15 protein-coding genes are annotated in these 15,479 nt (G+C 53.3%); 6 read left to right on the top strand and 9 right to left on the bottom strand.

Annotation, left to right across the window (positions count from 1 at the left end):
• Positions 1–46 precede the first annotated feature (46 nt).
• Complete coding sequence (locus ACHUEV_RS14870) at positions 47–250, top strand: dodecin family protein (RefSeq protein ID WP_394181219.1); 204 nt, start codon at positions 47–49, stop codon at positions 248–250.
• Positions 251–440: 190 nt separating this feature from the next.
• Positions 441–836 carry a hypothetical protein gene (locus ACHUEV_RS14875; protein WP_394181221.1) on the top strand — a complete coding sequence of 132 codons (396 nt, stop codon included), beginning with the start codon at positions 441–443 and terminating at the stop codon, positions 834–836.
• A 139-nt stretch (positions 837–975) separates the two neighbouring features.
• On the opposite strand, the gene ACHUEV_RS14880 is transcribed toward ACHUEV_RS14875, so the two are convergent.
• A complete protein-coding gene (locus tag ACHUEV_RS14880) occupies positions 976–2,577 on the bottom strand; it encodes a CRTAC1 family protein (protein ID WP_394181223.1) in 1,602 nt (533 codons plus the stop codon).
• A 187-nt stretch (positions 2,578–2,764) separates the two neighbouring features.
• On the opposite strand from ACHUEV_RS14880, the gene xylF reads away from it, so the two are divergent.
• The 3 genes from xylF (at position 2,765) to ACHUEV_RS14895 (ending at position 6,025) form a co-directional block, all read left to right on the top strand.
• On the top strand, positions 2,765–3,799 hold the full coding sequence (gene xylF, locus ACHUEV_RS14885; RefSeq protein ID WP_394181225.1) for a D-xylose ABC transporter substrate-binding protein: 1,035 nt from the start codon (positions 2,765–2,767) through the stop codon (positions 3,797–3,799).
• A 130-nt stretch (positions 3,800–3,929) separates the two neighbouring features.
• The gene (locus ACHUEV_RS14890) at positions 3,930–5,273 is read left to right on the top strand and encodes a sugar ABC transporter permease (protein WP_394181227.1); all 1,344 of its coding nucleotides are present in this window, start codon (positions 3,930–3,932) and stop codon (positions 5,271–5,273) included.
• A complete protein-coding gene (locus ACHUEV_RS14895; RefSeq protein WP_394181229.1) occupies positions 5,273–6,025 on the top strand; it encodes an ATP-binding cassette domain-containing protein in 753 nt (250 codons plus the stop codon). Before ACHUEV_RS14890 ends, ACHUEV_RS14895 begins: the two co-directional genes overlap by 1 nt.
• Before the next feature lie 59 nt (positions 6,026–6,084).
• On the opposite strand, the gene glpK is transcribed toward ACHUEV_RS14895, so the two are convergent.
• Positions 6,085–7,578: a glycerol kinase GlpK gene (glpK, locus tag ACHUEV_RS14900; protein ID WP_394181231.1), complete on the bottom strand. Its 1,494-nt coding sequence runs from the start codon at positions 7,576–7,578 to the stop codon at positions 6,085–6,087.
• Between glpK and ACHUEV_RS14905 the strand changes: the two genes are divergently transcribed.
• A complete protein-coding gene (locus tag ACHUEV_RS14905) occupies positions 7,577–7,720 on the top strand; it encodes a hypothetical protein (RefSeq protein WP_165793372.1) in 144 nt (47 codons plus the stop codon). The genes glpK and ACHUEV_RS14905 overlap by 2 nt on opposite strands.
• On the opposite strand, the gene ACHUEV_RS14910 is transcribed toward ACHUEV_RS14905, so the two are convergent.
• The 7 genes from ACHUEV_RS14910 to glpD all read right to left on the bottom strand — a co-directional run bounded on the left by ACHUEV_RS14910 (position 7,690) and on the right by glpD (position 15,335).
• Complete coding sequence (locus ACHUEV_RS14910) at positions 7,690–9,411, bottom strand: ABC transporter substrate-binding protein (protein ID WP_394181233.1); 1,722 nt, start codon at positions 9,409–9,411, stop codon at positions 7,690–7,692. The two genes, ACHUEV_RS14905 and ACHUEV_RS14910, sit on opposite strands and share 31 nt — an antisense overlap.
• An 81-nt stretch (positions 9,412–9,492) precedes the next feature.
• The gene (locus tag ACHUEV_RS14915; protein WP_106358067.1) at positions 9,493–9,765 is read right to left on the bottom strand and encodes a DUF2160 domain-containing protein; all 273 of its coding nucleotides are present in this window, start codon (positions 9,763–9,765) and stop codon (positions 9,493–9,495) included.
• Positions 9,766–9,780: 15 nt separating this feature from the next.
• Positions 9,781–10,656 (bottom strand): carbohydrate ABC transporter permease, encoded by an 876-nt coding sequence (locus ACHUEV_RS14920; protein ID WP_394181236.1) that lies wholly within the window; start codon positions 10,654–10,656, stop codon positions 9,781–9,783.
• The gene (locus tag ACHUEV_RS14925; RefSeq protein ID WP_106358068.1) at positions 10,656–11,528 is read right to left on the bottom strand and encodes a carbohydrate ABC transporter permease; all 873 of its coding nucleotides are present in this window, start codon (positions 11,526–11,528) and stop codon (positions 10,656–10,658) included. Before ACHUEV_RS14925 ends, ACHUEV_RS14920 begins: the two co-directional genes overlap by 1 nt.
• Positions 11,528–12,613 (bottom strand): ABC transporter ATP-binding protein, encoded by a 1,086-nt coding sequence (locus tag ACHUEV_RS14930; protein ID WP_394181238.1) that lies wholly within the window; start codon positions 12,611–12,613, stop codon positions 11,528–11,530. Before ACHUEV_RS14930 ends, ACHUEV_RS14925 begins: the two co-directional genes overlap by 1 nt.
• Before the next feature lies 1 nt (position 12,614).
• Positions 12,615–13,703 (bottom strand): ABC transporter ATP-binding protein, encoded by a 1,089-nt coding sequence (locus ACHUEV_RS14935; RefSeq protein ID WP_394181240.1) that lies wholly within the window; start codon positions 13,701–13,703, stop codon positions 12,615–12,617.
• Between the two features lie 27 nt (positions 13,704–13,730).
• Positions 13,731–15,335 carry a glycerol-3-phosphate dehydrogenase gene (glpD, locus tag ACHUEV_RS14940; RefSeq protein WP_394181242.1) on the bottom strand — a complete coding sequence of 535 codons (1,605 nt, stop codon included), beginning with the start codon at positions 15,333–15,335 and terminating at the stop codon, positions 13,731–13,733.
• Positions 15,336–15,479: the final 144 nt, after the last annotated feature.

A 15,479-nucleotide genomic window follows, 5' to 3' on the forward strand; every position in this document is an offset into this window, starting at 1 on the left:
TTAGGATGATTTCACTCAAGTAACCTAAAATCTAAGGGGTATAGTTATGTCTATTGCTAAGGTCACAGAAGTCATCTCAAGCTCATCAAAGTCGTTTGACGATGCAGTCGAAAACGGCGTTAAGCGCGCGTCAAAAACGCTGAAGGGCATTACTGGTGCATGGGTTGCAGATCAGAAGGTCACAGTCTCCGACGGTGAAATCCAAGAATACCGCGTCGTCCTAAAGATCACGTTTGTTCTGGACGATTGATTAATAAACAGGGCGTTCCGCTTGGGGCGCCCTATTTTTGCTCAAATCGGCGCTCCCCTTAGGCGGTAGCTAAGAGGGGGATAACCGATTAGCAAGCGCCCAACCTGTCTGTACACCGTAGGAAAAAACTTGTGTTTTTTTAATGCTAGCGAGGAGCATTTATCAATGTTGGTAATTGGCGAGCCACTCGGTGAGTAAAGATAATTTGAAACACTATCAAGTTTTTGTTCTTCAAATAATGGCTCAGCCGGCTGACACATTAATTAACGATGGTCGGTGGAATATCGACGACATACCACTTGCGATTATTCAATCGTGGATGACTGCTTTCACAGACATGGAAACAGGTGGAAGTTACACGTTGCTTCTTGGGTTTCCTGAGGAGGTGATTGAAATCGATAAATTGCTACGATCTAGAATAGATGATGGGACCCCAAAGAACTGGAAGAATTCTGAGCTTAAAACTGAAGCAATGTGGACAAAAATAAGGAATTTCGCAGGTCAACTACTTCTAAGTGAAGAAATCCCAGTTGATAATCCGGACCCGAGTGATTGGTATGCGATCTTACCGGAAGAACTGCACTAATTCCTTTTTGCTCACATTTTGTGCGAGTGAGAATTAGAGAAACGACATATGAGGTGGTATCAAAATCCCTTCCCCATGCTGTGCTTTAGGACTGCTAGTCAGATTCGACTAAGCCTATACAGCAACAGTTGACCATCGCTTAGCGTCGCACTTTCTGCGCGGTCTGATCCGCGCTAATCGTCTCCCACTCGCTGACTGTTCCATCTGGCCACGTAACCCTGACCTCTGCAGCTTCATTCGCGCCAATCCCGAAATGCAGCGGTAGGAGGCTGCCGCTGACGTGTCCGCCGCCAACTGTGCGTTCGATGGTTTGCGTTCCCTCTGGCGTGCGCAGTTCGACGAAGGCTCCGATTGCGAAAGTATTCGAACCTGTTTGACGCGGGTTTATGGCGATCCAATGTCCGGTGTTGGTGCTCGTGTTTTGCCAGATTTCAAGCGGGGCGCGGCGGTTGACCACGACTATATCAAGCAATCCGTCTGCGTTCAGGTCGGCCAGTCCGGCTCCGCGTGACCGTTCGGTGGTGCCGATCCCGGCTATTCCGGCCGCTTCGGTAAAGGTTCCCGCTTTGTATTGCATCAGCAGGTTATTGGGGTCTTGCATGGCAAGGCCCGGCATCTGATCGACGTTGCCTTTGGCGATGAACAGATCTGCCAGTCCATTATTATCAATGTCACCGAATTCGGCATGCCAGCCAGTTGAGGGGCGGCCGTCGTCACCGGTAAAAGGGCGTTGCGCGTAGGTGCCTGTGGCGTAAGGGACGGGCGCGAATTGCTGGCCGTCGTTGAACATCAGTACCTGATCACCCATCGAGGTCAGCATGACATCGGGTTTGCCGTTACCTGATACATCGCGGCTGGCGATGCCCATGCCCCAGATACGCTGCACAGGCCAGCCGTCATCTTCGCCAAACTCGCGAAGCGGATCCAGCAACCACATTTGTTCGTAACCTTCGCGGACGTAATAGTGGCGATCATTGGAGATACGCAGCATCTGTTTTCCACTTCGCTGCCAATCCGAGAACAGCATCGAAAGCGGGCAAAAGCTGGGATCCAGCGGGATAGGTGCGCCATAGCTGTCACCTTCGGGACGCAACAGCCAATTGGTGTCGCAGGTCCCGAAAGGTCCATCGGGGTCTTTCGCATCCACATAATTGCCAATCGCCAGAGTAGGGAGCGTTTGGCCCTGCTCCCATGTTGCGGAAAATGCAGTGGACCAGCGTTCGTCTGTCGGAAGGTTGAATTTTGCCGTTGCGTCGCTGAATTGGCAATCGCCTTGACCCTGCAAAAGCACATTCGCGCCGTTTCGCAGAACCATCAGGTCGATATGACCGTCGCTGTCGATATCCAATGGGTAGGCACCCGTCACATCAAGAATCGGTCCAATGACACCGGTATCAAATGCAACGTCAGTTTGAGAGATATTAACATAAAGTTGCGCCGCGTTGGTTCCACCAGCAATGAAAAGTTCAGGCAGAGAATCATCATTGCAGTCAAATATGGCTACACCCCCTCCCACGAAATGTTCCCAGCCGCCGGCATAAGTATGCGGAGTGCTTAGGCTTTCGTCGCGGTTGACAAAGCTCGGCTCGGCGGTTGCCGGGGTCATGACCGCAGAGAGCGATAACGTCATGATCGCCTTGCAGAAAACCTGAAGATTGAGAGGCGACCGCGCTACGAAATGCGGCTCAAGACGACGCTCGCAGTTGCCGAAAATTGAACGAAATGTATTAACTGAAGCCATCGTTTTTTCCCTGTGCAGCCGCAGAAATTTGGGCTAAAATTGGCCATACGCTCAATTCTGCAGCGTAAGTGGCTAAAAAATTTTACTAATAATTACAATATTCTAAATCAGTTTGACAATAATGTTAGCGCTAGCTAATTTTCGCCACGTTACGGCCCTAGTAGGCCATGTTCTGGGAGGATACAAAATGAACAAATATGTTATTATCGCTGCTGCAATGGCAGCTGCTATGCCAGCAACGATGACGTTTGCAGAAGGTCACGGATTGACTGTCGGCGTTAGCTGGTCAAACTTCCAAGAAGAACGCTGGAAGACAGACGAAGCTGCGATCAAAGCTGCTTTGGAAGCCGCTGGCGCAACTTACGTATCTGCGGATGCGCAGTCTTCATCTGCTAAGCAGCTGTCTGACGTTGAAAGCCTGATCGCTCAGGGCGTCGACGCTCTGATCATTCTTGCACAAGATGCTGCTGCTGTTGGTCCAGCTGTAAGCGCTGCATCTGACGAAGGCATCCCTGTTGTTGCATATGACCGTCTGATCGAAGACAGCCGTGCATTCTACCTGACATTCGACAACGTCGAAGTTGGCCGCATGCAGGCGCGTGCTGTTCTGGCTGCACAGCCAACAGGCAACTACGTCATGATCAAAGGTTCTCCAACCGATCCTAACGCAGACTTCCTGCGCGGCGGTCAGCAAGAAGTGCTGCAAGCTGCTATCGACAGCGGTGCGATCACAATCGTTGACGAAGCTTACACTGACGGTTGGTTGCCTGCGAACGCACAGCGTAACATGGAGCAAATCCTGACAGCGAACGACAACAACGTTGATGCTGTTGTTGCGTCCAACGATGGTACTGCTGGTGGTGCTGTTGCTGCGCTGACAGCACAGGGCATGGAAGGTATTCCTGTGTCCGGTCAAGACGGTGACCATGCTGCGCTGAACCGCGTTGCACTGGGCACACAGACAGTATCAGTTTGGAAAGACGCACGTGAGCTGGGCTACGCTGCTGGTCAAATCGCTGTTGCGATGGCAAGCGGTGCACCTGCATCATCCGTGATCGGTTCTGAGGCATGGACATCGCCAGCAGGCACAGAGATGAACTCTTTGTTCTTGGCTCCGATGCCTGTGACTGCTGACAACCTGACAGCTGTTACAGATGCTGGCTGGATCACTGTTGAGGCACTTTGCCAAGGCGTGACCGACGGTCCTGCACCTTGTAACTAAATCCATTTGGGGTTGCGATTAGCCCCAGATATGTGGGGGCTCTGCGTAAAAACACAGAGCCCCCATTTTTATAGAAACCACGAAAAATAGCGGCCACCCGCCTGTTGGTCGTCTACGATGGAACTGTTTCATGTCAGATCAAACTCCCAATCCGGCGCCTTCGGCGCGCCGATCAATCTTATCAACGCTCGAGGTCGACACCCGTCTGCTAGGGATGATTGGCGCATTCGTCGTGATTGCGCTCGCATTTCAAATGTGGACAGGTTTCAAAGCCATACCGGACGTGATGAACCCAATCGCGTGGTTCAGCGAAGGGCGCTTTATGACGCCGCGCAATATCTTTAACCTGTCAATCCAGACTGTGTCAGTCGCCATTATGGCAACCGGTATGGTGTTCGTGATTGTCACACGGCACATTGATCTGTCGGTTGGTGCCTTGTTGGCAACTACAACCGCTGTCATGGGCATGACACAGACACAGATCCTGCCGAACGCGCTTGGGCTTGAGCTGGGTCACCCATTGATCCCTTGGATCACGATCCTTGCTGGTCTTTTGACAGGTGCATTGATTGGTGGCTTTCAGGGCTATTTGATTGGTTATCAGGCGATCCCTGCGTTTATCGTGACATTGGGCGGCTTGCTGATTTGGCGCAACGTTGCTTGGCACATGACTGACGGCCAAACGATTGGGCCGCTAAACGAAACTTATATGCTGTTTGGTGGTATCAACGGCACCTTGGGTGTTTTCTGGAGCTGGGTCGTTGGGCTTTTGGCTGCTGTTGCTTCGGCTGTTGGCCTGCTGCTGGCGCGTCGCAACAAGGTACGCCACGAATTCCCAGTTAAGCCAGTTTGGGCAGAAGGCGCGCTAATCGCGATCGTCGTTGCAGCTATCCTCGGCTTTGTTGCTGTCATGAACGCATACTCAGTGCCTGACCGTGTCGTAGCACGTGATTTTGAACGCTGGGGTTGTGAAGTTGCAGAAGGTTGTACTGCTGGCTATGGCATTCCGTACTCTGTTCTACTGTTGATTGCTGTCGCAATCGTTATGACAATTATCGCACAGCGCACTCGCTTGGGCCGCTATATCTTTGCGACAGGCGGCAACCCTGATGCGGCAGAGCTTTCTGGTATCAACACGAAACTGCTGACCGTGAAAATCTTTGCGATGGTTGGCGTGCTTTGTGCGCTGGGTGGTATCGTTGCTTCGGCGCGATTGGGGTATCACACCAATGACATCGGTATCCTTGACGAATTGCGGGTTATCGCAGCGGCAGTCATCGGCGGCACTGCGCTTGCTGGTGGTGTTGGTACAATTTACGGCGCAATCATTGGCGCATTGATCATGCAGTCGCTACAGTCTGGCATGGCAATGGTCGGTGTAGATGCACCATATCAGAACATCGTCGTGGGCTTTGTTCTTGTCTTGGCTGTTTGGATCGACATTCAGTACCGTAAGCTTTCGGGAGCAAAATAATGACGACACCACTTGTTCAAATGAAAGACGTCTGCATCTCGTTTGGTGGGGTAAAGGCAGTAGATCACGTGAGTATCGACCTATACCCTGGCGAAGTTGTGGGCCTATTGGGCCACAACGGTGCGGGTAAATCGACACTGATCAAAATCCTATCCGGTGCCTACAAGATGGACAGCGGCGAGATTTGGATTGATGGCGAAAAAGCCAACATCCATTCACCTCGCGATAGCCGTGACCACAACATCGAAACCATCTACCAGACGCTTGCGCTGGCTGATAACCTTGATGCGGCATCCAACCTGTTCTTGGGGCGCGAACTGACAACGCCACTGGGCTTTGTGGATGACGACCGTCAAGAGGCCGAAACCCGCAAGATCATGGCGCGCCTGAACCCTAACTTTAAAAAGCTGAAAGAACCTGTATCGGGTCTTTCCGGTGGTCAGCGTCAATCGGTCGCGATTGCACGTGCGGTCTACTTTAAGGCTAAGATCTTGATCATGGATGAGCCAACAGCGGCTTTGGGTGTGCATGAAACCCAGATGGTTGCGGACCTCATTCAAGAGCTGAAGGCTCAAGGTCTGGGGATTTTCCTGATCAGCCACGACACCCGCGAAATGATGGAACTATGCGACCGCGTTTCTGTCATGAAGAACGGCCAGATGATCGGCACCGAACGGGTCGAGGATGTCACTGAAGACGACATTCTGTCGATGATCATTCTGGGTAAAAACCCAAAGCGTGACGCGGCCTAGGGCGCGAGCGTTTCAGAATTGAAAAGGGCGGCGGGTGTAAACCTTGCCGCCCTTTTTTGTTAGCTGGTGACCGACATCGTCGCTGCCACCGCTTTTTTCCAAGCACCATAGCGTCGGCTGCGTTCGCTATCAGGCATTGCGGCGGTAAAGGTGCGCTCACAGCGCCAACGCTCGGCGAATTCGGCTTTGCTGGGGTACAATCCTACATGCTGTCCAGCCAGCCATGCAGCCCCCAATGCAGTAGTCTCCAATACTTCGGGACGGTCCACCGGTGCACCGATGATGTCAGCCAAAAATTGCATCGCCCAATCGGAAGCGCTCATCCCGCCATCAACGCGCAGGGTGGGTTGCGTGCCTTCGCCTTGCCAATCGGCGTGCATCGCCTCGATAAGATCGCGGGTCTGATAGCCAACGCTTTCAAGCGCGGCGCGCGCCAGTTCGGCAGGGCCAGTGTTACGGGTTAGCCCGTAAATCGCACCGCGGCATTCCGGGTCCCAATAGGGTGCACCTAGGCCCGTAAAGGCGGGTACAAGTATCACGTCTTGGCTGTCATCTGCAGTTTGGGCAAGCGGCTGGGTTTCCGCCGCATCCCGGATAATCTTTAGCCCATCGCGCAGCCATTGCACGACCGCACCCGCGACAAAGATTGATCCTTCGAGCGCGTAGGTCGGTTTACCATCTAGCTGATAGGCGATCGTGGTCAGCAATCTGTTTTGCGACGCGACCGGAGTATCGCCCGTGTTCAATAGCGCAAAACAGCCCGTGCCATAGGTGGATTTCAACATGCCCGGCTCAAAGCAGGCTTGCCCAACGGTCGCTGCCTGTTGATCGCCAGCGACGCCAGTAATCGGGACCGCTCTGCCAAACAGGTCAGGTCGTGTTGTGCCAAAATCAGCAGCGCAGTCTTTGACCTCTGGCAGCATATTTTGTGGGATATCCAAAAGGTCGCAGATCGTCGTGCTCCAGCGCCCTTTGTGGATGTCATACAGCATCGTGCGGGCCGCATTGGTGGCGTCGGTAACATGCGAAGCACCATCGGTCATTTTCCAGATGAGATAACTATCGACAGTGCCAAACAGCAGGTCACCGTTGCGTGCGCTTTCGCGTGCTCCGGGCGTGTTATCCAAAATCCATTTCAGCTTAGTCGCCGAAAAGTACGGGTCCAATAGTAGGCCGGTACGGGCAGTGAACATATCAGCATGACCTGCGGCCGTCAGTTCGCGACAGAAAGCGGCGGTGCGACGGTCCTGCCAAACGATGGCGCGGTGAATGGCTTGGCCCGTGTGTTTGTTCCAAACGACGGTGGTTTCACGCTGGTTGGTAATCCCAATCGCGGCGATGTCATCGGGGCGAAGCCCGGCGCGTTCAATCGCGGAGCGCGCGGTGCCTGCGACGGTTGACCAAAGGTCTTCGGGGGCGTGTTCAACCCAACCTGAGTTGGGGAAATGCTGTTCGAATTCTTCTTGTGCAGAGGCCACGGTTTTCATGTCGCGATCAAATACGATCGTGCGTGATGATGTGGTGCCCTGATCAATGGCAAGGATATGTGTCATGCGACTATCCTATCCCTATTTATGCGTGATGGAAAAGCGCGACGGCGGTAAAAACCGTCGTCGCGCCACTGGTGTCATGGGCAGGGAGGCCGCCCATGACGGGACTTCAATTTACTGCCAAGACTGGATCAGCTCGTCGTAAGAAACCGTGACCGGCTCTTCATCAGTGCTTTCCAAAGCAGCCTTTGGCGAACCCGGCTGGCTTAGCCAGTATTCTGGGTCCATTTCTTCGTTCATGACCGGGCCAAGTTCACCCTGTACGCCTGCGCGCTCAAGACGTTCCAGAACGCGTTCTTGTTCTGCACATAGGCTGTCCAGCGCCTCTTGGGCCGACTTCGCACCAGAGGACGCGTCCCCGATGTTCTGCCACCACAGCTGTGCCAGCTTTGGATAGTCAGGGATGTTGGTGCCTGTTGGCGACCACTGAACCCGTGCTGGTGAACGATAGAATTCAATCAAACCACCCAAACGCGGTGCGCGCTCGGTAAAGCTTTCGTGGTCGATTGTGGATTCACGGATGAACGTCAGACCAGCGTGGGACTTTTCAACGTCAACCGTCATCGAAGTCACGAACTGTGCGTATAGCCAAGCCGCCTGTGCACGATCCAATGGTGTGGATTCCATCAATGTCCAAGACCCAGCATCCTGATAGCCGACTTTCATGCCGTCTTCCCAGTATGCGCCGTGTGGGCTTGGGGCCATACGCCACAATGGCATGCCGTCGTCGTCCAGAACAGCCGCAGCACCTTCGCCAACCATGTCAGCGGTGAATGCGGTGTACCAGAACATTTGCTGGGCAATGCTACCCTGTGCCGGAATTGGACCCGATTCAGAGAACGTCATGCCAGCCGCAGCAGGTGGGGCATAGTTGGTCAGCCAATCCACGTAGCTTTCGATCGCATAGACCGCAGCAGGAGAGTTCGTCGCGCCGCCACGTGCCACGCATGAACCGACAGGCTGGCTTTTCTCGTTTACACGCACACCCCATTCATCGACAGGCAGACCGTTTGGTTCGCCTTTGTCGCCCATACCAGCCATGGACATCCACGCATCAGTAAAGCGCCAGCCGAGTGATGGGTCTTTCTTGCCGTAATCCATGTGGCCATAGACTTCGGTGTCGATGCCCATGTGGCTTAGGTCACGGCCAGTAAAGAAGGCAGCGATGTCTTCGTATGCGGACCAGTTCACAGGCACGCCCAGATCATAGCCGTATTCAGCTGCGAAATCGGCCATGTTCTTTTCGTCAGTGAACATGTCGTAGCGGAACCAATACAAGTTCGCGAACTGCTGTGTTGGCATCTGGTACAGTTTGCCATCTGGGCCAGTCGTAAAGTCCAGACCAATGAAATCGTCCAGATTCAGCGTTGGGCTAGTCACTGATGCGCCGTCGCCAGCCATCCAGTCTGTCAGGTTGCGGGCCTGCTGATAGCGCCAGTGTGTACCGATCAAGTCACTGTCGTTCACATAGGCATCATAGATGTTTTGGCCAGACTGCATTTGTGTTTGCAGCTTTTCGACAACATCGCCTTCGCCGATCAAGTCGTGGGTGATGTTGATGCCAGTGATCGCTGTAAATGCGGGTGCCAATACATTGGCTTCGTATTCGTGGGTCGCGATGGTTTCAGAAACCACACGGATGTCCATGCCTGCGTAAGGCTGGGCTGCATCAACAAACCACTGCATCTCTGCTTCTTGATCGGCACGGCTAATGGCCGAACGTTCAATTGTGCTGTCTAGAAAGTCGATTGCGGCCGCCATATCAGCATGGGCGGAATTGCCCAGTACCGCAAAGGCCAGCGCCATCGCTGTCGTTGATTTTAAAGGTAAGTTCATTATCTTATCTCCTCCCGATAGTAGAACTTTTCATATTTTGGCCATGCGGCATGTATCGTTGCCGCACAGCATATCTACTGATCAGACCCAGCGAAAAACCGCGCCGGCGTAGATCAGGCAGACCAGCAGCGCATATGGCTGGGGTCCGACCTCAAGACCCAGCCAAATCAGGTTGATAAAGGCTGATCCTAAGAGCGTGATGAACAAACGATCACCACGGGTCGTTTCGATCCGAAGAACGCCAACGCGTGGCGTTTCGGGAACTTTGATTGCAAGGATCGTAAAGATCACAAGCAGGGTCGCGATAACCGCAAAGAAAATTGCAGTCGGTGTTGTCCAAGCCATCCATGCCATGTGCAGTCTCCTTGGTTACACGCGGCCTAGGGCAAAGCCCTTGGCGATGTAATTACGTACGAAATAGATCACGAGAGCACCGGGAACGATGGTCAGCACACCGGCTGCCGCCAGAACGCCCCAGTCCATGCCAGAGGCCGAAACCGTCCTTGTCATGGTTGCCGCGATTGGCTTTGCATCGACCGAAGTCAGCGTGCGGCTAAGCAGCAGTTCGACCCACGAGAACATAAAGCAAAAGAACGCCGCGACGCCGATCCCGCTGGCGATCAGCGGTGTAAAGATGCGGATAAAAAAGCGTCCAAAGCTGTAACCATCGATATAGGCGGTCTCGTCGATTTCCTTTGGCACGCCGCGCATGAACCCTTCGAGAATCCAAACCGCCAGAGGCACGTTGAACAGGCAATGCGCCAATGCCACAGCGATATGCGTGTCGAACAATCCAACTGAGCTATACAGCTGAAAGAAGGGCAGGGCGAAAACCGCAGGTGGTGCCATCCGGTTGGTCAGCAGCCAGAAGAACAGATGCTTATCACCAAGGAACGTATACCGCGAGAACGCATAAGCTGCGGGTAGTGCCACAGTAATACTGATCACAGTGTTCATGACGACATAGATCATCGAATTGACGTACCCCATGTACCAACTGGGGTCGGTCAAGATTTTGGAGTAGTTCGCAAATGTCAGATCACGCGGCCAAAGAGAAAAGCCACCCAAAATCTCGGCGTTGGTCTTTAGGCTCATGTTCAGCAGCCAGTAGATCGGCAAAAGCAGGAACAATAGATAAAGCCCCATCACGATGGCAGACCCATTGATCCGGGAGGTTTTGCGGCGGGTTGCAGCGGGTGTCACTGTCTTTGCTCCCGAGATGGGCTGTGTTGTTGCGTCAGTCATCACACACCGTCCCGTTTATCGAGGTTGGTCATTACGGTGTAGAACACCCATGAAATCAGGAGGATCACGAGGAAATACATGATCGAGAAAGCAGCCGCCGGGCCAAGGTCAAACTGACCCATCGCCATTTTCACAAGGTCAATTGACAAGAACGTTGTGGCGTTGCCTGGTCCACCGCCTGTGACGACGAAAGGCTCTGTGTAGATCATAAAGCTATCCATGAACCGCAGTAGGATCGCGATCATCAATACGCCTGCCATCTTAGGCAATTCGATGTAGCGGAAGACTTTCCAACGTGATGCTTGGTCGATTTTGGCAGCCTGATAATAGGCGTCGGGGATTGATTGGAGGCCAGCATAGGCGAGCAGCGCAACCAATGATGTCCAGTGCCAAACATCCATCACAATCAAGGTGGCCCAAGCGGCGATGAAATCTTGGGTATAGTTGTAGGAAATCCCTAGTTTATCGAGCGTATAACCAAGAAGGCCAATATCGACGCGACCAAAGATTTGCCAAATCGTCCCGACAACGTTCCAAGGGATCAGCAGGGGCAATGACATCAGCACCAGACAAAAGCTCGCCCAGAACCCTTTTTTCGGCATGTTGAGAGCCACGAAAATACCAAGCGGAATTTCGATCGCAAGAATGATTGCTGAAAACGCCAGCTGTCGGGTTAGCGCATTCCACATACGTTCAGAATCTAGCATTTCGCGGAACCATTCGAGGCCCGCCCAGAAGAACTGGTTGTTTCCGAATGTGTCTTGGACCGAATAGTTCACGACGGTCATCAACGGAATAACCGCCGAAAACGCGACTAGCACCAGAACGGGCAGGACCAGAAACCATGCTTTTTGATTAACAGTCTTGTTCATTACGCGGCCTCCTGCTGCGGTTGGACGCGCCAATCGTTGGCATAGACGTTGATCCCCTTTGGATCGAAGGTGATCGCGTTCGTGTCGGCTGCAATATTCGCGCCTTCGTCAGCGATAGCAGCGATTTGTTTGCCGTCTACTTCAAGCCGAACAATCTTGTGGCGACCCACGTCTTCGACGCGTTGGATGCGTGCAGGGATACCTGCACCGTCGGTTGACAGCTTGATAAATTCAGGGCGTACACCGACCTGCATGCGACCAGTGTTTGGCTGATAGCCTGCGCCCAGATCAATTTGGGTGCCTGCAATCGTCGCGTCCGATCCGCTGATCTTGGCGTCAAACAGGTTCATCCCCGGCGAGCCGATGAAATATCCGACGAATGTATGTGCCGGGCGTTCGAATAATTCTTGTGGCGTGCCGATTTGAACTACCCGCCCATCGTACATCACCACAACTTTGTCAGCGAAGGTCAGTGCCTCAGTCTGGTCGTGGGTCACGTAGATCATCGTATGGCCGAATTCGTGGTGCAGCGCCTTTAGCTGCGTGCGCAGTTCCCATTTCATATGGGGGTCGATCACCGTCAGCGGTTCGTCAAACAGTAGTGCGTTCACATCTTCGCGGACCATCCCGCGACCCAACGAAATCTTTTGCTTCGCATCAGCAGTCAGGCCCCGCGCCTTGCGGTCAAGCGATGCTTCCATGCCGATCATCGCGGCGATCTGGTTTACACGTTGCGCGACATAGGCAGGGTCAGCGCCTCGGTTGCGCAGCGGGAATGCAAGGTTATCGCGGACTGTCATCGTGTCATAGACAACGGGAAACTGGAAAACTTGCGCGATGTTGCGTTCAGCGGTCGGCGCATGCGTGACGTCTTTGTCATCAAACAAGATACGTCCTTGGCTTGGGTGCAGTAGCCCCGAAATGATATTCAGCAGCGTGGATTTCCCACAGCCAGACGATCCCAAGAGCGCATATGCCTCGCCGTCGGCCCAGTCGTGGTTCAGCTCCTTCAGCGCAAAGTCGTCCTCGCTGCCCGGATTGGTAAGGTAGGAATGCGCGAGGTTATCAAGTGTGATCTTCGCCATGTTATGCGGCCTCCGCATAGGGTGCAGCTGACAGCAACGCGCCGTCGGGTGCAAAGATGTAAGCATGGGCAGGATCAAGGTAGGTGGTCAGCGGTTGACCGATCACCAAATCGCGTACGCCATGAACCAGCCCGACCCAGCGTTCGCCGTGATGATCGAGATGCACAAACGTCTCTGATCCGGTGATTTCAGTGACGGTCAAACGCGTCGCAAACTGCAGTGAATTTGTGCCCTGCGGTTCAAGTTCTAGGTGGTTCGGACGAAAGCCAGCCATGTAGCGGCCATCGGGCAAAGTAGATAGCTGAGCAGGGGCGGCGGCGCCTTGACCATCGCCAAATGAAATTTGGTTGCCGGTTTTTGTGACGTCGATGAAATTCATGGGCGGGTCTGAAAATACTCGGGCGGTGGTAGCGTCTGATGGACGGCGGTATACTGTAGGCGTTTTACCGAATTGGGTGATGCGCCCTTCCCACAGGGTGGCGGTGTTTCCGCCAAGCAAAAGCGCCTCTTCGGGTTCGGTCGTCGCATAGACAAAAATCGCGCCGGATTCTTCAAAAATGCGTGGAATTTCGGCGCGTAGTTCTTCGCGCAGTTTGTAGTCTAGGTTCGCAAGAGGTTCGTCCAACAGCACAAGGCCAGCTTTTTTGACAAGTGCCCGCGCAAGGGCGCAGCGCTGCTGTTGCCCACCCGACAGCTCAAGAGGCTTACGGTCAAGCATTGGGGTTAGCTGCATCAAGTCAGCGGTTTCTTTTACTGCATCATCAACCTCTTTGGCTGATTTGCCCATCAGGCGCATAGGGGACGCAATGTTTTCGTAAACGGTCATCGATGGGTAGTTGATGAACTGCTGATAAACCATTGCGACCTTGCGATCTTGGACACGCATGCCTGTGACGTCTTGGCCGTCCCATAGGATTTTACCAGTGTTGGGCACGTCTAATCCGGCCATGAGCCGCATCAGTGATGTTTTGCCAGCCGAGGTCGGGCCAAGCAGAACATTCATCGTTCCTTTTTGAAGCGTAAGATCGGTCGGGAAGATGTGTGTCTTCCCGTCAACGATCTTAGACACTCCCTCCATTTTAAGCGTCATTTGTAGTTTTCTCCCCCCGTGCGGTTCCTAGGCCGCGTCTTTCCTTAAGACGTCGGCCCAATGGGTCCGCATCCAATCATCTAAGGCCGATATTTGATCGGCCGATAGTCTTAGCCCAAGCTTACTACGCCGCCAAACGACGTCTTCTGCTGTGCGGGCAAATTCATTCCGGATAAGCCAAGCGACCTCGGCCTCAAACAGATTTGCGCCAAACGCGGTTCCCAAGTCTGCAAGGCTGCTCGCCTTCCCCAACACTTGCCTAACCTCAGTACCATAGGCCCGTACCAATCTGCGCCCGTGTGCGGGCGTCAAGAATGGATAGTTTTGCGCTGTTTCTTCAACAAGTTGTTCAAAAGCCGAGACTTCGAAATCGCCACCCGGCAATGGCACCCCAGCAGTCCATTTGTCGGACAGAATTGGAAAATAGGCTTTTGCCTTATCCATAGCACTTTCGGCCAGTCGTCGGTAGGTCGTGATCTTGCCGCCAAACACATTCAGCACCGGTGCGCCACCTGCGTCGTCCACCTTTAGCGTATAGTCGCGGGTTGCCGCCGTCGCAGATGTGGCACCATCGTCGTAAAGCGGGCGGACGCCTGAATACGTCCAGACAACATCATCGGCACTGATCGCTGATTTGAAATATCCATTCGCAAAGTTGATCAGGTAATCACGTTCTTCGTCCGTGCAGACAGGCAACACAGATGGATCGTCATGGTCCGCGTCTGTGGTCCCTATAAGCGTAAAGTCATTTTCATATGGAATTGCGAAAATGATACGCCCATCGGTGCCCTGAAAGAAATAACACTTGTCGTGATCATATAGTTTGGGTGTCACGATATGGCTCCCGCGCACAAGGCGGACGTCCTCGGTGCTGTTGATCCGCAGCTTTTGATGAATGACATCGCCAACCCAAGGGCCCGCCGCGTTGATCAGCATCCGTGCACGCACGACAGAGGTGTCTTGCGTGTTGAGGTCTTCGATTGTGACTTCCCACAGATCACCGACGCGCTCGGCCTTAGTGACCTTGGTGCGGGTCATGATCTTTGCACCGCGCGCAACGGCGTCACGGGCGTTCAAAACAACAAGCCGGGAATCTTCGATCCAGCAATCGGAATATTCATAGGCCTTTGTGAATTTGTCGTTAAGCGGCTCACCTTCTGGTCCGCTTCGCAGGTCGACCGTCGAGGTGGCAGGCAAAATTTTGCGACCACCCAGATTGTCATAAAGGAACAATCCAAAGCGGATCAGCCACGCAGGGCGACGCCCCTTAAGCCACGGCATGATGACATTCAGCAGCTTTGATGTTGGTGTGCTGCCCTCAAAGCGCATGTCTTTGTGGTAGGGTAGAACAAACCGCATGGGCCACGAAATATGCGGCATTGCGCGGAGTAACGTTTCACGCTCGATCAGCGCCTCGCGGACCAGCCGGACTTCAAAATATTCCAGATACCGTAGGCCACCATGGAACAGTTTCGTTGATGCAGAGGAGGTCGCCGAGGCTAGATCAGACATTTCAGCCAAGGTCACAGTCAAACCGCGACCGGCTGCGTCACGTGCAATCCCGCAGCCGTTGATGCCACCGCCGATCACAAACAGATCACGTACATTTTCTGACGTCTGAGATTGTGGCAACTGGTTCTCCCCCTACCAAGAGCCTGCGAATATCGAAAATTTATGCAGTGAGTCGCGGTCAAATGGAAGGAATTTTTGTTCGTTTGTTTTCGTATTAATGTAAACAATTGAAATATAATGCATAAATAATAATACTCAACAACT

Source organism: Yoonia maritima, assembly GCF_043641945.1.
Classification (GTDB): Bacteria; Pseudomonadota; Alphaproteobacteria; order Rhodobacterales; family Rhodobacteraceae; genus Yoonia; species Yoonia maritima_B.